13 protein-coding genes and 1 tRNA gene are annotated in these 18,438 nt (G+C 35.3%); 10 read left to right on the top strand and 4 right to left on the bottom strand.

What is annotated here, in order from left to right:
- Window positions 1–195: 195 nt before the first annotated feature.
- Complete coding sequence (locus F6K15_RS19065; protein WP_293063257.1) at window positions 196–1,299, bottom strand: DUF6745 domain-containing protein; 1,104 nt, start codon at window positions 1,297–1,299, stop codon at window positions 196–198.
- A gap of 713 nt (window positions 1,300–2,012) precedes the next feature.
- Here F6K15_RS19065 and F6K15_RS19070 point away from each other — a divergent pair.
- The gene (locus F6K15_RS19070) at window positions 2,013–3,509 is read left to right on the top strand and encodes a DASH family cryptochrome (RefSeq protein WP_293063259.1); all 1,497 of its coding nucleotides are present in this window, start codon (window positions 2,013–2,015) and stop codon (window positions 3,507–3,509) included.
- Between the two features lie 1,865 nt (window positions 3,510–5,374).
- On the top strand, window positions 5,375–6,442 hold the full coding sequence (locus tag F6K15_RS19075) for an ABC transporter ATP-binding protein (RefSeq protein ID WP_293063261.1): 1,068 nt from the start codon (window positions 5,375–5,377) through the stop codon (window positions 6,440–6,442).
- A gap of 707 nt (window positions 6,443–7,149) precedes the next feature.
- On the opposite strand, the gene F6K15_RS19080 is transcribed toward F6K15_RS19075, so the two are convergent.
- Both F6K15_RS19080 and F6K15_RS19085 read right to left on the bottom strand, forming a co-directional pair.
- A complete protein-coding gene (locus F6K15_RS19080; RefSeq protein ID WP_293063263.1) occupies window positions 7,150–9,948 on the bottom strand; it encodes an EAL domain-containing protein in 2,799 nt (932 codons plus the stop codon).
- A 2,021-nt stretch (window positions 9,949–11,969) separates the two neighbouring features.
- Window positions 11,970–12,482: a peptidase C15 gene (locus F6K15_RS19085; RefSeq protein ID WP_293063265.1), complete on the bottom strand. Its 513-nt coding sequence runs from the start codon at window positions 12,480–12,482 to the stop codon at window positions 11,970–11,972.
- Window positions 12,483–12,584: 102 nt separating this feature from the next.
- Between F6K15_RS19085 and hisH the strand changes: the two genes are divergently transcribed.
- Together hisH and rsmD are read left to right on the top strand one after the other, a co-directional pair.
- On the top strand, window positions 12,585–13,229 hold the full coding sequence (hisH, locus tag F6K15_RS19090) for an imidazole glycerol phosphate synthase subunit HisH (protein ID WP_293063267.1): 645 nt from the start codon (window positions 12,585–12,587) through the stop codon (window positions 13,227–13,229).
- Between the two features lie 7 nt (window positions 13,230–13,236).
- A complete protein-coding gene (rsmD, locus tag F6K15_RS19095) occupies window positions 13,237–13,812 on the top strand; it encodes a 16S rRNA (guanine(966)-N(2))-methyltransferase RsmD (protein WP_293063268.1) in 576 nt (191 codons plus the stop codon).
- On the opposite strand, the gene petG is transcribed toward rsmD, so the two are convergent.
- Window positions 13,798–13,914, bottom strand: coding sequence for a cytochrome b6-f complex subunit V (petG, locus tag F6K15_RS19100; protein WP_124147707.1), 117 nt, complete (start codon window positions 13,912–13,914; stop codon window positions 13,798–13,800). The genes rsmD and petG overlap by 15 nt on opposite strands.
- 402 nt (window positions 13,915–14,316) lie before the next feature.
- Between petG and F6K15_RS19105 the strand changes: the two genes are divergently transcribed.
- The 6 genes from F6K15_RS19105 (at window position 14,317) to F6K15_RS19130 (ending at window position 18,255) form a co-directional block, all read left to right on the top strand.
- Window positions 14,317–14,697 carry a cytochrome c gene (locus F6K15_RS19105; RefSeq protein ID WP_293063272.1) on the top strand — a complete coding sequence of 127 codons (381 nt, stop codon included), beginning with the start codon at window positions 14,317–14,319 and terminating at the stop codon, window positions 14,695–14,697.
- A gap of 58 nt (window positions 14,698–14,755) precedes the next feature.
- Window positions 14,756–14,828: transfer RNA gene (locus tag F6K15_RS19110), tRNA-Thr, on the top strand.
- A gap of 904 nt (window positions 14,829–15,732) precedes the next feature.
- Entirely contained in the window at window positions 15,733–16,119 is a 387-nt protein-coding gene (locus F6K15_RS19115; protein ID WP_293063273.1) for a hypothetical protein, read from the top strand.
- A gap of 345 nt (window positions 16,120–16,464) precedes the next feature.
- The gene (locus F6K15_RS19120) at window positions 16,465–16,689 is read left to right on the top strand and encodes a hypothetical protein (RefSeq protein WP_293063275.1); all 225 of its coding nucleotides are present in this window, start codon (window positions 16,465–16,467) and stop codon (window positions 16,687–16,689) included.
- A gap of 1,020 nt (window positions 16,690–17,709) precedes the next feature.
- On the top strand, window positions 17,710–17,853 hold the full coding sequence (locus tag F6K15_RS19125; protein WP_293063277.1) for a hypothetical protein: 144 nt from the start codon (window positions 17,710–17,712) through the stop codon (window positions 17,851–17,853).
- Between the two features lie 258 nt (window positions 17,854–18,111).
- Window positions 18,112–18,255: a hypothetical protein gene (locus F6K15_RS19130; RefSeq protein WP_293063279.1), complete on the top strand. Its 144-nt coding sequence runs from the start codon at window positions 18,112–18,114 to the stop codon at window positions 18,253–18,255.
- Window positions 18,256–18,438 lie beyond the last annotated feature (183 nt).

The following is an 18,438-nucleotide window of genomic DNA, read 5'->3' on the forward strand; positions in this document are numbered from 1 at the left end:
TGTGGTCGGTATTTTTTCATGCCAAAAATCTTAGGTAGTAGTGCATTGTCATAGTAGAATAGAGTGGGAGCATCTTGCTCCCGTTCTTAGTGTTCCTTGCTCCCGTTCTTAGTGTTCCTTGCTCCCGTTCTTAGTGTTCCTTGCTCCCGTTAGTGTTCCTTGTCTCCACCTACTCTATTCACGGAAATGATATTGCTAAGTTTGTATATGAAATGCTTCTGAATCAATTCCCCAATTTACCCAACTAATAGCTTCTTTCGCCGAACTTAGGCTAGGAGGTACTCTTAAAGTATGAATATTTCCTGTGCTTGGACAAATCATTTTTAAGATTAATATTGGCTCAATATCGGCATCATCATCTATTCTTAAAAGAGTATATTCTTGCCATTTATCTATTTCTAAAGTTTGTAAATCTTGGCAAATTTTCTCATAACCAATTTCCTGAATTAATACTCGTCTGAGTTCGGCATTTTTTGTAGACAAAAGCCATTTTGCTTCCCATTTTTGGGGAGAAAATATTCCATATTCTTCTGGTAATCTCACACCATGATTAGCATATAAACTATAACCATCAGTAAATTCAATTGCTGGTTTGCCTTCAGCGTGGGGGCGATATTCATCATCCAATAATAATTTTCTAGGGCGATCGCAAATAATACATAGATTTTTCAAAGGATATATCCAACCACAGTCTCTAACAATAGATTCTAATACTTGCCAGTGGTCTGAATTATAATCACAATTAATCACAGAAATACAAAAATCTATCCAAGCAACATAACTACTCCATAATTCTGTGGGAATAGGATAACTCCATAAACACAACAACTTAATTGAAATTTCAGAAACTATTTCTTGCCATTTTTCTTCTATTTGAGAGTAAAGAATATGGCTCCAAAGTTCCTCTGGTTTTAATGACTCTTCTGTTAATGAGCTGTCAGTATCTTCCCGAATTTTACTATCTATTTCTTCACATAATTTATCGGTAATTTGTAACTTTAGTTGTTCTCTCAAAAGTTGCCATCTATCTCCGAAAATGTGACGATGACCATAGTCATCTTTGCTTTCCCATCGCTGCCAAATGACACTAAGTAGAATGTCAAAAGCCGCATAGGGACTTTCACAAAAAACAATTTCTGGATTTGGGTCGCCCATTAAATTGTAGGCAAACTGAATCGCTTCAGTAGCTTTTTGACGATTAATAGGTTGGGTAGAATGTGCTATTGTATGCCACTTTTTCCGATAAACTCGAATTAGAGCTTCTTGCTCAGGTGTTAGTGTAGTAATCAGTTTTTTCATCAAAAATAATTAGGTATTGGTGAATTAGTATATGATATTAATCTTCATTATTGAGGAGTCAGTCCTCAGGAGGGAATAAAGAAGAAGAAAGAGCAGTAGAAGGAGAAAGTTTTTTGTTCGCGCTCTTATTTTTGATAGATTAAATTGTAGATTTATCCAAAGTTATTATTATTGAGGAGTCAGTCCTCAGTCCTCAGTCCTCAGGAGGGAATAAAGAAGAAGAAAGAGTGGTAGAAGGAGAAAGTTTTTTTGTTCGCGCTCTTATTTTTGATAGATTAAATTGTAGATTTATCCAAAGTCATTAGACATCTCCAATAATAAAAAATAAAATCAATTATTTCCCCCTACTCTCTATTCCTTACTCCCTACTCCCTCTTTTCTGGAGATGTCTATTAATATTATTCACAATTTCAATGTATCATACCAAATTTAAAAAAGAATATTACAAATAAACTGGCTCTTCTACAATTAATAATTAATAATTAATAATTAATAATTAATAATTACCTCTCCTTGAAAACGGATAGGATTGACTCAAAGGAAAATTTTTCTTTATTATTCCCTTAAAAGGGGAAGCTTTAAACCACAATTTTTCGGTTAATAATTAATAATTAATAACTAACAATTAATAATTTACCTAACACCTAACACCTAACACCTAACGCCTAGAAAGTTATTTGTAGGAAAAATTTATCAAATTGGTATAAAAGCTTATGAATCAAGACAGAATTATATTATGGTATCGTAACGACTTACGCGTCCATGACCATGAACCGCTCGATAAAGCACTAAAAATTAAGGCTCAAATTATTCCTATTTATTGCTTCGATCCAAGACAATTTGGTCAGACTAATTTTGGCTTTCCTAAAACAGGTGCTTTTCGGGCAAATTTTTTAATTGAAAGTATTGCTGAGTTGCGTAATAGTCTGCAAAAATTAGGTAGCAATTTAATAATTCGTCAACAAAAACCAGAAATAGCAATTCCTCAACTTGCTCAAGAATTAAAGGTTAAATCTGTATTTTTTCATCAAGAAGTTACAGCAGAAGAAATTCAAGTAGAAAAAGCACTTCATCGAGCATTAAAACAAATTGGGGTTAAGTTTCAACCATTTTGGGGTAACACACTTTACCATCCTGATGATTTACCTTTTGAAATTACACAATTACCAGAAGTATTTACCAGTTTTCGGAAAGAGATAGAAAAAAAATCTACTATAAATCTTACATTTTCAACTCCTGAAAAATTACCATTTTTGCCAGAAGTTGAGCTGGGAGAATTACCTACTTTATCCAAACTCAATCTAGAATTACCACCACAAGATTCACGAGCAGTTTTAGCATTTAGAGGTGGAGAAACTGCTGGAAAAGAAAGAGTAAAAAATTACTTTTGGCAGGAAGACTGTTTAAAAGTTTATAAAGAAACAAGAAATGGAATGCTAGGGGCAAATTATTCCTCTAAATTTTCTCCTTGGTTAGCTTTAGGATGTTTATCACCTCGTTATATTTATGAACAGGTACAAGAATATGAAGAGCGGAGGGTAAAAAATAATTCTACTTATTGGTTAATATTTGAATTATTATGGCGGGATTATTTTCGATTTATTTGTCAAAAACATGGAAATAAAATATTTTATAAATCTGGTTTACAAGGAGTAGATATTCCTTGGCAAGAAGATTGGGAAAAATTTAGAAAATGGCAAGAAGGTAAAACAGGATTTCCTTTAGTAGATGCTAATATGCGCGAACTTTTAATGACAGGTTTTATGTCAAATCGTGGTAGACAAAATGTTGCTAGTTTCCTGACTAAAAATTTAGGAATTAATTGGCAAATTGGTGCTGAATGGTTTGAGTCTTTACTTATAGATTATGATGTTTGCAGTAATTGGGGGAATTGGAATTATACTGCTGGAGTAGGAAATGATGCACGAGGTTTTCGTTATTTTAATATTCCTAAACAGGCAAAAGATTATGACCCCGAAGGAAAATATGTTAAACATTGGTTGCCAGAATTAGAAGCAATACCTGCTTCTAAAATACATGAACCTGGGAAATTATCAACTGTTGAGCAAAAGAAGTTTGGAGTAAAAATTGGTGTTGATTATCCACAACCAATGATTGATTTGTGGCAGTCAGTTAAGGAGAATGAAAAAAATTATAATGCAGCATTAAAACCTGAAGTAGGAAGAAGGAAGGCGCGAAAAAAATATTGAAAATAATGCTATAGATAGCTAAAAAGGAAAGGAAGAATTACTCAATTATTGATAGTTTTAAATATGTGAGGATATTGCTTGGTATATTTTTTTAATTATTGGGAAGTGAGGTAATATCAAGTCCCGTAGCATCAGGATTGTCAAGTAAGGATTAGAAAGAAGGAAGAAGGAAGACGGAAGACGGAAGAAGGCTTAAAACCCTGAAAAAAACTTAAATTTCCTGTAGATATCTAACCTTGAGTTTACACAACAGAACTGACAACAAAAATCCTTAACTGAATCGTGTTTAATTTTATGTAAGGTAGCACAAAATTATGAAATTTATTAACTTTTCTATCTCGATCTATAGTCAACTCTAATTAAAATATTAGGTTGTGCAATATGCAACTTCTTATGAATTTGGTATTAATTATTAATTATTAATTATTAATTGTTGAAATCAGCTTTTTCGAGCAACCCTTATAAGGAAATTCCATATTCTTTGTCAGCAGATGTGATTTTTATTAGACATCTCTAGAAATTAAATATTCCAATTCGAGCAACCCTTGTAGCCCACATTCCGCACCACAAAATGTAGCAACCGAAGAAGGAGTCAGGAGTCAGGAGACAGGAGACAGGAGACAGAATTTGAGAAGAAAATCATAACTGCCGTGATTGAGTAATCAATCAAACAAGTATTTATGCGTAAATTTTTGACTCGGAATTTGATGAACGAAAAAAAGTAATTGAGATGATTTGCTGATGATAAATACCTACCAAAATACAAATTTATATACTACTTTTAATGATACGCTCTTGAAGTTCCGAATGTGGGTTGTAGAGAGGTGATATAAAGTCCGTTTAATTGCTTATAGAACTCCGTTCCGCTGACAGGAACAAATAACTTTTCCTTCTCTACTAATGCGTATGTCGCAATAATACAATGTAATATAAATGTATTTCAGGTTTTGGTTGAGATACATAGAGCGATCGCTTGTCTGAGATATAAAACCTATTCAGAAATAGAGCAGCAGACCAGGTGAGAGGTACAAAATTTTAGGACTTTAGGGAGTAGGGAGTAGGGAGTAGGGAGTAGGGAAAAAAAGATTAATCTTAAAACTGTACCTCATTTATCCTAAAAAGTGCTGTAAAAATCAGGTGATGCGGAGGTGGGGTATATTGAAGTATTTTCAATTATTGTTTTACCGAAAAATTGTGGGTATGTGCCTCCCCTTTTAAGGGGATAATAAATAAAAATTTTCATGATTAGTCAATCCTCTTCTTTTCAAGGAGAGGTAATTATTCATTATTCATTATTCATTATTGAAACCATGTAGGACTGTGTACCTCTCAAATTTTGACGCGGGTAAATATTTCAGAAACAGAGTCACAGGAGTATGGGAATATTTTTCCTTTTTCTAGTATTTCCTAATTCCCACGAACGACTCCATGGCTCAAAATTATCATCAAGGTCAAGATATCACTCAGGGGTTCTATAAAGCTCCTAGTTAACATCTTCTTTCTCTACTAATGCGTATGCCGCAATAATACAATGTAATATAAATGTATTTCAGGTGTTGGTTGAGAGATATAGAGCGATCGCTTGTCTCAGATATAAAACCTATACAGCAGTTTTCCTGCACGGTAGACCACAGTAGGAACGTTCCATGGAATGTCCTTACAAGGTTTGATGTGTGAAGATGTGGTTCATCAATTTGAAAAGCTCTGTAAGGTAATAATCAGATAACTAGACTACACTTATAGCAGCTATGCTGGAGGCAGAAATCAACATCCTACTTTGTCTAGCTTTGAGACTTTTAATTTGTCTATACGAGCTATGGTAACTGCTGTAAGTGAATATCAAGAGGTAAGAAGTAATCAAAATTATGGCAAAACTGCAATTAAAAAATCTCAGAAAACAATTTACTAAAAATGTTATTCCCGTTAAAGATATGAATATTGAAGTTGAAGATGGGGAATTTTTAACCTTATTGGGGCCTTCTGGTTGTGGAAAGTCAACTTTACTAAGACTTATTGCTGGGTTAGAAACACCCACTCAGGGTAAAGTGGTTATTGGCGATCGCGATGTAACAAATGTACCACCGGGCGGTCGTAATATTGCAATGGTGTTTCAAAGTTACGCCCTTTATCCCCACATGACGGTCTTTGAAAATATTGCTGCTTCTTTGAAACTCCGTAAAATACCTCAAGATGAAATTCAGCAACGAGTTAATAATGTTGCTCAGAAACTTGAATTAGGACAATTATTAGACCGCAAACCCCGGGAGATGTCTGGTGGACAAAGACAAAGGGTGGCATTAGCTCGATCGCTGGTACGCAACCCAGAAGTATTTTTGTTAGATGAACCTCTCAGTAATTTAGATGCACTATTGCGCGAACAAGTACGAGCAGAGTTGAAACAGTTATTTAACTCTCAACAAAAACCTGTAGTTTATGTTACTCACGACCAAACTGAAGCGATGACTTTATCAAGTAAAGTAGCAATTTTATATGATGGTTACTTACAACAACTTGATGCGCCTCATAAAATTTATAGTCGTCCTGCTAATAAATTTGTAGCTGGTTTTGTTGGTAGTCCGCAAATGAATTTACTGACTCTTAAATGTGAAGAAAATTATGCTATTTTGGGTAATTTTAAAATTCCTCTACCTGATTTTCCGACAATACCAAAACAAATTGTTATGGGTATTCGTCCGGAAGATGTAGGTTTTGTTTTGGCTGAAACTTCTGAGGTTGCTATTAAAGGTAAAGTCTTTTTGGTAGAGAATTTAGGTAAGGAAAAACTGTTAATTGCTCGGGTGGAAAATTCCGAACAAAATATCCGTGCTTTAGTTCCTTATGACCAAACTTGGGATGAGTTAGTCACTTTAGAATTACCTGCTAAACAGATTCATTGGTTTGATTTGGAGTCTGGCGATCGCTTACTTCAATAGAAATCTCCGAAAAAGATATAGGTTTTTTGCAGGAGTAGGCAACAGCTCATCTGGCAACAGGTAAGATATTTTTACGCGCAAAGGCACGAAAAAAGATTTTGTAGGGTGAATTTTTCGTATCCTTAGCCTGCTCTAATTACAGCGGTTTTCATCTCAGTAGACCACAGTAGGGACGTTCCATGGAACGTCCCTACTGGGTTTTGCTTATGACGATGTGGTTCATCAATTTGAAAAGCGCTGTAAAAGATTTATTTTCTGGAGATGTCTAATATTAATATATTGAGTTCTATATAATTAGGGCTTGCTGATTAAATCTAAAAGTATTTACAGATAAAGGTAAGTGCCTTTTTGAGGCCTTTAAAAAGTGCATGGTATCACGTCGAAAATCCTCAAAAAGGAGCGTATTTTAGGCTCATAGTTGGGAAGAAAAATCATTCTTACAATTCTTACTCCAACCTCCTCTAAGTACCCATTTCTCCTGTCTTCCCCTCCCAGGAGGGGAGTGGTTAGGGGTGGGTTGGGAGTGGTTAGGGGTGGGTTGTCTCCTGTCTCCTACCCTCACCCATAAGACTTTTGAGCGCAAACCCTAATTATAGTAGTCAAGTCTTTTAGCGCATCAATTTTGAGGAAACACCTGCTCTGGTGTATTGAATTTTTTGTATTATTTCTCCCCACATCTTCCCCTCCTGGGAGGGGTTAGGGGTGGGTTACATCCTGTCTCCTGTCTCCTGTTTCCTGTCTCCTGACTCCAAAAAATTAGTATCTAATAATGTTGTTGCTCTTGTCGCATCTACAGGTTTAGAAAATAAGTATCCCTGACCATATTCACATCCTAAATTCTTTAGTTGAGTCAACTGTTGCTCTGTTTCTATCCCCTCTGCTACCACATCTAATCCTAGACTATGAGCTAATGTAATAATTGCCCGTACAATTTCACAATTTTCGCCATTAACTCCCATATTTGTCACAAAAGATTTATCTACTTTCAGAGTATTAATAGGGAAACGATGCAAATAACTCAGAGATGAATATCCTGTTCCAAAATCATCAACACTTAACTGTATTCCTAATTCTTGTAGTTGAGATAAAACAGTAATAGCAGACTCAGCATTATCCATGACCACGCTTTCTGTAATCTCTATTTTCAACCTTTGAGAATTTATACCTGTCTGTTGCAAAATACGTTGAATATGTAAAATTAAGTTAGGTTGGGAAAACTGCTTACCAGAAATATTCACAGCTACAGTAAGGTCAGTTTGAGAGTAGATTTTTTGCCATTCTTGGAGTTGACGACAAGCTTCCCACAATACCCACTGACCGAGAGGAAGAATCAAACCTGTTTCTTCTGCGAGGGGGATAAATTTTACTGGAGAAATAATGCCACGTTCAGGGTGTAGCCAGCGTACTAAAGCTTCAAACCCTAATAATTCACCTGTACATAGAGAAATAATTGGTTGGTAGTTGAGCAAAAAATTATTGGTAACTGGGGAAGCTAAATCTTCTAGCATTTCTACCGCGTGACGCAGCTCATGTTCTAATTGCATCATTTCTGTAACGTGGTTGTGCATGGATCTGGTGAATACTAAATAACTCCCCTGATTTTGAGCTTTGGCTCGATCCATAGCAATATTAGCATCTCGGAGCAGATCGCCTGCCCATTGATAATCATCTGAACTGATGACAATACCCATACTCGAAGTAATGAAGAGTCTCTGAGTATCGAATTCTATAGGTTGAGCGATCGCTGTTTGTATCAGAGTTGCTAACCCAATGGCATCTCCTTGGTCGTGAACTGTCTCTAGGAGAATAACAAACTCATCACTACCTATTCGTGCTACTGTATCTATTGGTCGCAAACAAATTTGGATTCTTTTAGCAATTTCAACTAAGAGTCGGTCTCCCGTAGAGTGACCGTGACTTTCATTAATTATCTTAAATCTATCTAAATTAATAGTGAGTACAGCAAATAGATAATTGGGGTTTCTACGCGTGCGTGCCAATGCTTGCTGTAGTCGCTCCATTAATAAAGCTCTATTTGGCAAATCTGTGAGACTATCATAAAGTGATTGGTGCAGCAGTTTATCCTCTGCTGATTTTCTTTCTGTTACGTCGTGGCAGTTGATAACAATTCCCTGAACTGATTCATCATTAAGTAAATTCATGACTACTGCTTCAAATACACACCAACTACCATTTTTATGGCGGACTCGATATTCATCTAACCCCCGGCGTGTTTTCGGATGTTGTTTTACTGCTTCTATTACCTGTTTCATCCACCACTGATCGTTGGGGTGAATTAATTCCAATGCAGATTTGCCTATTAATTCTTTACAAGTGTAACCTAAAATTCTTTCTTGGGAGGGACTAAGGTATTGATAAATACCATTTTTGTCTAAAATCTGGATAATATCTGTGCTATTTTCAATTAGCGCTCGGAATCTTTGTTCATTTTCCCGCATTTGTTTCTCTGCTTGCTTTCGTTCAGTAATATCTGCACTAACAGCAACAAACCCTATCACTTGGTCTTTTGCATCTTCGATCGCATCTATCCGGATAAAAATCTGAATTAGGCGATCGCCACGACTACGACAGGAGACTTCTCCATTCCATGATTTTCCATTTTTCATAGTGTCAGATATTTGTTGAGCTGCTCTCTCATCTGTTATTAAACTTAGTAACCCACCATTAGCATTTAATTCTTCTACTGTTGCGTAATTAAAAAGTTGAGTAAATGCTAGATTTTGATAGATGTGATTACCACTAGCATCGGTCATACTAATTGCTTCACTGCTACTTTCTACTGCTTTAGCTGTCAATGCCAGAGCTGTTTCTGTTTGACGTAGTTCAGTAATATCAAGTCCAACTGTACACGCTGCTTGACCCTGATTGTATTTTTGAGCAACTATGAGATATTGACCTACAGATGATTTCATTTCTTGTACAGTAACGGTGGAGTTACTATCAAAAAAATCACGTACAAATTTGGGGAATTCTGCATCATTTCCACTCAGAAAACCAAGATTTTTACCAATAAATTCTTCTGGAGATAATTTGTAAATTTCAGCTAAATGTCTATTCACTCCTAGATAATATAAATCTGAACTAATCCAAGAAACTAATCCTGGCATTGCTTCTAAAAGTGTTTGTAATTTTTCGTCTGTTTCTGTGGCTATAGAGTGTTTTTTTTGTGATTGAATATTGGAGTCTATCGCTTCAATATTATTAGTAATTAAGATTACTTTATCTTTGCTAATTGGGTAAATTATAGCGTTAACTTTTACATTTTGTTTTTCTATATGATAGATTTTTTCTATTTCAACAGGGCTATTTGTTTTTAAACAAATTTGAACATGATTGCTCAAAAAATTTTTCTGATTATTTTCAATAAATTTACATATTCTCTGAAATTCTAGGTGGTTATGGTGTGAAAAGCAGGCTTCTTTATTTACTGGAATACTTTCTAAAAAATACCCTGCTCGATCTAACACCCATATACAATTATTCATAACAGGAAACATGATTAGATATATCAGTATAATTTTTTTTATACATCTTAAGTAGGTTGAGCATTTTGCTCTATACTTAATTAATTAATTTACTCAAGGCTGATAGGTATAGTACAGAATTACAAAAAACCAGTTTTTTTAGACATGAGAATGCTATATCGAATACTAATAGTTTTTAGCATCATCGATTCAGTGGAGTATTTTTCGGTACTATTAAGAATATTCTTTAAATCAACTTTTCTAGATATAAGCCTTTATTAGAAGCATTTACTCTTGCTATAACTACTAGATTATTCGTATATTGATTCAATCTAGAGTCAGTTTAGCTACAGGTAATTATAGAAATAGTCGATCTATAATAAATACATTTACATAGCATATTCGTAATTTATCACAAAAAAAATATACTGTCAATGAAGATAATTCAAATTTAAAATCTATTCTTCATTTTTTTATATTCTCAAATTAAGCAACTAATACTTTTCAAAATTTCCCGCTCGAATAATTATTTTAATGTTGTTAAAATTAATGGTTAATGAACAATATTTTCTAACGAATAGAAAACTGCGTATATATTGACTTCAGTTGTGACTACTATAATTCAATGGTATGAAAATTAGGAGAGTATAGTATTTCCCAAGAAGAGTGAGGTATAAAATTCGTTGGTTTTAGGGAACAAGGAATAGCCAACAAGGAACAGGGAACAGAAGACAAATAAAGATAAAAGATAGGTGTACTTCATTAGGCTGAGAAACCCTATATGAAGATCGGCAAATAACTTTTAACTTTAGCTCCTACAGCTCCTACAGATTCAATTCTGTGGTTCAATTGATGCTAATTTATGTGCAGGTAAGTTATCTATAACTAGGGTTTGCGTATGAAAAGTCTTTTTGCTCTTTGTAGGAGACAGGAGACAACCCACCCCTAACCCCTCCGGTGGAGTGGAAAAACGAGGAATGAGCGAGGAGGTAGGAGTTAAGAATTGTCTCTCAATTTTTCTGCCATAATCATCCCAAAATACTAGCTTTATGCAGCTCTTGCCACCGAAAAGCTGGTAATTTTTTTAACTCTAAAACGCTAAAATCAATATCAGCCAATACTTTTATAATTAATCAGCAAGCTCTAACTACTACCAATCCTGACCATAAATTAAATACTAAAAAATGCTTGATAAATAGTTAAAATGCTTGACTATCAATTGAATTATTTATTATCATTAATCCCACTATTTTTTTGATACTTATTTCCCCAATTACTGTAACTTTTTTACATTGGTGAAATGAAACAATTTCATATACTCTGCTTCTCTTATATATTTGCGTAGCATTGTGTAGAAAACATCCATGAGTTCTTCCCCAAGCCCATTATTATACCAATTTAATAAATGTTTGTTACAAATGGTAGTGATGTTGTATGTAACGTCCTTAGATCCAATTTCCTTCCTCCAAAGTATAAGTATTCAACCGGACATAATATTTCATTAATGGATAATGGATAATTACCTCTGGTTAAAACTGAGAGGATTGAACATAAGGAAATATTATTTCTTTATTTTCCCCTTGTAGAGCGACAGCTCGCGGCGCAGCCAAGGGGAGGCAGAGTAAGCTGAATTATTTAATTAATAATGATTAATTATTAATTATTCGGCAAGCATTTCAGCTATTAGTATTCAGCTCTTCCTACGGAATGCTACGCAAACAGCTTTTGAACCTAATAACTTACAAAAATGACCTTTTTATTTCCTGCGGAATGCTACGCAAACATAAGTTTTAATTCTCTTTGGAGACTAATTCCTCCTTCAGTGTAATAGTAAGTTCATAACTAATAGACATCTCCAAAAATCAAAAATAGAATCAATTATTATCCATAAATTATCAATTATTTCCCCCTGTTGCCAGATGAGCTGTTGCCTGTTGCCTCTTTTCTGGAGATGTCTAATAGCTGATGGCTGATAGCTGACAGCTGAATGCTTACCATGATATTAGTTAAAGATTAGCATTAAAAAAACTATTAAAAAATCTTCATTTTTGACTGAAAAATGATACTACTTTCATAAAATCTTCTACAATTATATCCCGATTATATTCTGTTAAAATAGGTACATGAACAAAGATACATTTACTTCTCAAATAACTCAGTTCCAGATATTTTAAAACTGAATAATACAAGTATTCACAAACAAATTTTCCAGCATCATGACTAATCTCAGTCATATCCAAACCTACAACTAACTCTGCTAAATCAATAGAAGTTTTCATCACCATTTCTCCACAACTAGCTTGAGATTCTATTGTGAGAATTTTCCTTTTTTCTGCCATACCACAACAAACAATAAAATCAGGCTTAATCTCTTCTATTTTATCAATAACAATCTTTGTAGCTAGTTGTGCATTAACAGGCAACTTTCTTAAAAAACTTAACGAATAATCATTGAAATTTTGAACAAATATTAAATCAAGTAAATCATCAGAAGAATTAGATTTCTGGTGATATTTCCAAATATCAAATGATGTCAGTAAAACTTTGATTTTCATTCTTCAAACAAAGACAAAATAAAAAAATGTGTAAATTCTTTAAATCATACTAACTTCTTGACTATAATAAAATTGCCAACCACAAGATGAGGATAAAAATTAATGCCAACTATTGCAGTCATAGACTACGATATGGGTAATTTACACTCTGTCTGTAAAGGTTTAGAAAAAACTGGTGCAACCCCAAAAATTACAGATTCTCCAATAGAAATAGAACAAGCTGATGCAGTAATTTTACCAGGAGTAGGGTCTTTCGACCCAGCAGTGCAACACTTGCGTTCGCGCCACTTAGAAACACCCATAAAACAAGTCATTGCTTCAGGAAAACCTTTTTTAGGTATATGCTTAGGATTGCAAATATTATTTGAAAGTAGCGAAGAAGGTCAGGAACCAGGTTTAGGAATACTTGCTGGAAAAGTACGTCGATTTAAATCTGAACCTGGTCTGACAATTCCCCAAATGGGTTGGAACCAACTACAATTTACTCAACTAAACCATCCTTTGTGGAGTGAAATAACTTCTCAACCTTGGGTATATTTTGTTCATTCCTACTATGTTGACCCCACTGACTCTCAAGTTACAGCAGCAACAGTCACCCACGGCCATCAAACAGTCACAGCAGCAGTAGGGCAAAACAATTTAATGGCAGTACAGTTTCACCCAGAAAAATCTTCTACTCTTGGACTACAAATTTTGTCAAATTTTGTGAGTAAAGTTATATCTGAAAATTTGGCTTTAGCTGGTTAGAGCAACCATGAACTTAAGGATATATGGAAATCGTCCGTTAAAAACTTTACCAGGAATGACCACTCGTCCAACTTTGGCCAAAGTGCGAGAAGCAGTCTTTAATATTTGGCAAACTAATATAGTTGGTTGTCGATGGTTAGATATATGTGCAGGAGTGGGTTCCATGGGTGCTGAAGCTTTATGTCGAGGAGCATCCTTAGCGATCGCTATTGAAAAATATGGCCCTGCTTGTGCTGTAATTCATCAAAATTGGCAACTTGTGGCCAGGTCATCCCAGGAATTTCAGGTGTTACGGGGAGATGTGTTAAAACGTTTAAAAGTGCTGGTAGGGCAGAAGTTTGACTTAATTTATTTTGACCCACCTTATGCTAGTGATTTATATCAACCAGTATTGGAGGCGATCGCCCAATATCAACTTCTAGCACCAACCAGCGAGTTAGCAGTGGAACATAGTCCCGAAGGATTGTCTGTTAAATCTGTGTCCACCTTAGAAGTTTGTCGGCAGAAAGTCTATGGCAATACAGCTTTGACCTTCTTTCGTCCCGAGCAAGAGGAGAGATTGACTAATCTAGTCGATGTTTAATTGGTTGCCCCGTCGATATTGTTGGTAAGCTGCAAAAAATAGTCCTGCCAATGTCACGAGGATTAGACCTAGTACGATTCCAGAAAGTAATGGTTCTACCACGAAGCCAACTCCTTATAGTTGAAATTTTTATTTGTTTATTGATCAATACTACTATTTCTTTTGAGTCTAGGGATAAAGTGCCAGTAGAGAACTCCCAGGCCAATATATAAAACCCTTATGGGATCTATTTAAAAATATAGGAGCAGATGGGCAGATGGGGCGTATTAAAGTATTTTCAATTATTGCTTTAATCCATGTATGACTTGCCTCTCAAATTTTTACGCGGGTAAATATACCAAATTGGTTATATATACAAATATAAATAATATAGTTCCTCAAAGTATTGATTAATATTAAATCTTTTACTTGATATAAAAGAATTACCCAAAAAAGAGCCATACTGTTAAGGTATATTAATTGATATTAAACTTTCTTGTAGATAGTTTTTGAGATATAAAGATTTTGGATAACCAGCTTGCTGATACCAAAAAAGAAGTCTTACTCAAGTGGAGCGCCTTAGCTGGTCTGGCTGTTCTGTTGGTAGTCCTATTTATGTTCTTAGGATTTAGGCAGTTTCAGGTTTCCGATCCTTATACAAAGAGAGTATTGTCTATTGATGGAGACCCAGTTCAAGGCCACGCGATTTTTCAAATGAACTGTGCAGGTTGTCACGAGTGGGTTTTAGAGAGTCAGATCGGACCATATTTAGAAGGAATTTCCCAACGCAAGTCAGATGTGGCAATTATTAAGCAAGTAGTTAGTGGCCAAACACCACCTATGCCCCAATTTCAGCCCAGCGACCGGGAAATGGCCGATTTGTTAAGCTATTTAAAACAAATGTGATTTAAAAGTAAAAAGGGGTTGCATAAATAGGTGCAGCTTTGCTATTATTAAAAACGTTGCCGATGTAGCTCAGTTGGTAGAGCACTCGACTTGTAATCGAACGGTCAGGAGTTCGAGTCTCCTCATCGGCTTTTTCTATGAATTGAAACTCTAATATCTTGATCGATATCAATTTTATAGATAGAGTAGTAGATTTTTAGTTGACTAAAAAGTCATACATATGGGCGAGTAACCCCCATAACATTTATATCTTTCAGATTATCAGAGTTTGAGGCTCTTGACAACCCCCTTTCTTCACAATTTTTTGAAGCTTCAGAGAATGAAAATTTTGTTGATTTCACGGTGGCGGAGGGTAAAAAATTATTGTTGAGTGTTATACCAAGCGTGAAAAAAGAATGTTACGAATAGTAAGAGCGATAAAAATAATTTCCAGGAGATGTACCTTGGAGAAAAAAAGATAATTTACGCCCTAAAAAATGGTATTAAAGCTATTCCCGTGTGACTCCTGACTCCTGACTTCCCCTCCCCTCCTGGGAGGGGTAGGGGTGGGTTGGGAGGGGCTAGGGGTGGGTTGACTCCTAAGAAATACCCTAGATATTTGTAGCAAACATTTATCAATTTGGTATTAGTGGCGATCGCTTGACCAAAAAATAAGGTCTCAAGCCTCCCCTTGCTCACGGGGTGACAAGCATCTTAAAACCATTGCGAGATAAAGGTTTACAGGATATTCACTCTGTCAAAAATTGACGGTTTTTGTGAGAATAATAATCATTATTGATGAGTGTATAGGTCAGCGATATAGCTGCCGCTAGGCTCCGCCAACGCTAACCTCTTCTCCACCAATTTATATTGATTTTTAGGTCAATGCTGATGGTGGCCATAAGTCACATTTTATGATCAAAAAAGTCGGTCTACTTACATCAATAGACCGACTTGCTATGAACTTAATATTATTGTATGAATCTTATTTTAAACAATCTTTGACTGTAACTCAAGTCCAAACTTTGAAAATTTTAGTTTGGTTACTGACTGTCCATGCATACTGTCAAAATAGAAAGGTTAGCTGCTTATTTTTCTTTACCCATTAAGTATGAAAGCCGTCGTCGTCACATTCAAAGATTTTTAACATTATTTTCCTTGAGCTTACCTGTATTTTGGTTTCCCATTATTCAGGCAATTATTAATCAAGAATTTGCTCATGGTAGTCGTTTAATTCTCACTATAGATAGAACACAATGGAAAAATAATAATGTCTTCGTTATTGCTGCTGTCTACAAAAAAAGAGCTTTACCTATTTACTGGCAAGTTTTGAAGAAAAAAGGCAGTACCAATTTCCTAGAACAGAAAGCACTTATTAAACCAGTTTTACGGTTGTTTAAAGCATATCAACTGATAATTATTGGAGACCGAGAATTTTGCTAACGCAAAGCTCCGCTAACATGGTGTTCAGTTATCCCACTGGCTAAAAACTAGAGCTAGGACTCAAAGAATTAATTTTATATTTAGACAAAAGCAAGACACTTGCTATAAAAAATCTCATCAAAAAAAATATCAGCTATTGGCTGATTTGCCTGTGGCTCCGGGAACTAAAAAAGTAATAACATTAACCTGACCAAGAAAAAAGGATTTGGATGTTTTAATTTAGCTGTATATTGGAAACGGAAGTATAATCAAAAGACAGAAAAAGAACCTTGGTACCTTTTAACAAATCTCTCTAATTTAGATGAAGTATTAAAAATTTATCGCTCATGCATGGGCATTGAAGCTATGTTTAAAGATTGTCAAACAGGTGGATATAATTTGGAAGGAAGTCAAGGTAATACACAACGCTTGACCAATTTAATTTTACTGATAGCCATTGCTTATTGTGGTTCATTTTATCGTGGTAAAATTATCAAAAAAACTGGCTATCAAAACTATATTTGTCGCTTAAAAGAGCAAGGGCGAAAAGACAGAAGGCATAGCAACTTTTGGGTAGGTATGCAATTGTGAATTATGGGTCATCGGTTGGGAATATTTAGTCGATATTATCCAAACTATGATGAATTTTAATCCCCACAAAAAGCATAATTATCAAAGGGGATTGAAAGCTATGTCCATTTTACTAGATTAAGCTTACATTCCGCCACACATCAAAATGTGGAATCTAGGTTAAGTATTTGTAGTTTTGATATCTCAGCACTTTTTTAATTGAGGGATACAAATTTTGTTTGTTAATTTTGCTAGGTCTTTAATTGAACAATGAATCAATTTAATGTCAGGGTATGAGTTAGCGTTGGCGGAGCCTAGCGGCAGCTATATCGCTGACCAGCACACTTATCAATAATAATTATTATTCTCACAAAAAACGTCAATTTTTGACAGAGTGAATATCCTGTAAACCTTTATCTCGCAATGGTTTTGAGATGCTTGTCACCCCGTGAGATCCCCTTGGCTGCGCCGCGAGCTACCGCTCTACAAGGGGATGAAAAAGCGGTCAATCTTCGGAGCTTCCCGTAGGGTGGGATGGCTCCGAAACCTGCGCCATATGCAATCGACCAAGAGAAAATAAAGTTCAATATTTCAAGGCTCTGACTTGACCTTTGTCATGCTGCGCAAACAGGCAGAGGTACTGAAGTCCGCAGTTCCTCCGGAGGAGGTTAACTGATAACTGAAATGACCTATCCCTTTGAGAAGGTGATGGAGAAAGACACCGAAGTTTTTGGGGAAAGTTTGATTTGTGAAACTGACTCAATCACCAACCTAAAGCCTTGACTTAGCTTTGTTTGACGAGTTCGTTAAAATGCTTCTTCAATGATGCAAAACTTGTGAATGATTAATTTTTTGACTACTACTATTGTGGAAGCTGGAGAGATGATTCATTTTCCTGGTTGAATAAAAAATCATGCGTAGGGGCGAACGAACCCTTATAACATTTATATTTTTCAGATTATCAGAGTTTGAGGCTCTTGGCAACCCCTTTGTTCACAATTTTCTTGAGCTTCAGAAAATGAAAATTCTGGTGATTTCACGGTGGCTGAGGGTGAAAAATTATTGTTGAGTATTAGTGGCGATCGCTTGACCTATCCCTTTGAGAAGGTGATGGAGAAAGACACTGAAGTTTTTGGGGAAAGTTTGATTTGTGAAACTGACTCAATCACCAACCTAAAACCTTGACTTAGCTTTGTTTGACGAGTTCGTTAAAATGCTTCTTCAATGATGCAAAACTTGTGAATGATTAATTTTTTGACTACTACTATTGTGGAAGCTGGAGAGATGATTCAATTTTTTAGTTGAATAAAAAGTCATGCGTAGGGGCGAGCGAACCCTTATAACATTTATATTTTTCAGATTATCAGAGTTTGAGGCTCTTGGCAACCCCTTTGTTCACAATTTTCTTGAGCTTCAGAAAATGAAAATTCTGATGATTTCACGGTGGCTGAGGGTAAAAAATTATTGTTGAGTGTTAGTGGCGATCGCTTGACCTATCCCTTTGAGAAGGTGATGGAGAAAGACACTGAAGTTTTTGGGGAAAGTTTGATTTGTGAAACTGACTCAATCACCAACCTAAAACCTTGACTTAGCTTTGTTTGACGAGTTCGTTAAAATGCTTCTTCAATGATGCAAAACTTGTGAATGATTAATTTTTTGACTACTACTATTGTGGAAGCTGGAGAGATGATTCAATTTTTTAGTTGAATAAAAAGTCATGCGTAGGGGCGAGCGAACCCTTATAACATTTATATTTTTCAGATTATCAGA

This window comes from Okeania sp. SIO2B3 (assembly GCF_010672525.1).
In the GTDB taxonomy this organism is placed as follows: domain Bacteria; phylum Cyanobacteriota; class Cyanobacteriia; order Cyanobacteriales; family Microcoleaceae; genus Okeania.

Excerpts from the sequence above, each read along its gene's own strand:
- F6K15_RS19065 (WP_293063257.1), bottom strand. The coding sequence starts at position 1,299 with ATGAAAAAACTGATTACTACACTAACACCTGAGCAAGAAGCTCTAATT.
- F6K15_RS19070 (WP_293063259.1), top strand. The coding sequence starts at position 2,013 with ATGAATCAAGACAGAATTATATTATGGTATCGTAACGACTTACGCGTC.
- F6K15_RS19075 (WP_293063261.1), top strand. The coding sequence starts at position 5,375 with ATGGCAAAACTGCAATTAAAAAATCTCAGAAAACAATTTACTAAAAAT.
- F6K15_RS19080 (WP_293063263.1), bottom strand. The coding sequence starts at position 9,948 with ATGAATAATTGTATATGGGTGTTAGATCGAGCAGGGTATTTTTTAGAA.
- F6K15_RS19085 (WP_293063265.1), bottom strand. The coding sequence starts at position 12,482 with ATGAAAATCAAAGTTTTACTGACATCATTTGATATTTGGAAATATCAC.
- hisH (WP_293063267.1), top strand. The coding sequence starts at position 12,585 with ATGCCAACTATTGCAGTCATAGACTACGATATGGGTAATTTACACTCT.
- rsmD (WP_293063268.1), top strand. The coding sequence starts at position 13,237 with ATGAACTTAAGGATATATGGAAATCGTCCGTTAAAAACTTTACCAGGA.
- F6K15_RS19115 (WP_293063273.1), top strand. The coding sequence starts at position 15,733 with ATGCATACTGTCAAAATAGAAAGGTTAGCTGCTTATTTTTCTTTACCC.
- F6K15_RS19120 (WP_293063275.1), top strand. The coding sequence starts at position 16,465 with ATGTTTAAAGATTGTCAAACAGGTGGATATAATTTGGAAGGAAGTCAA.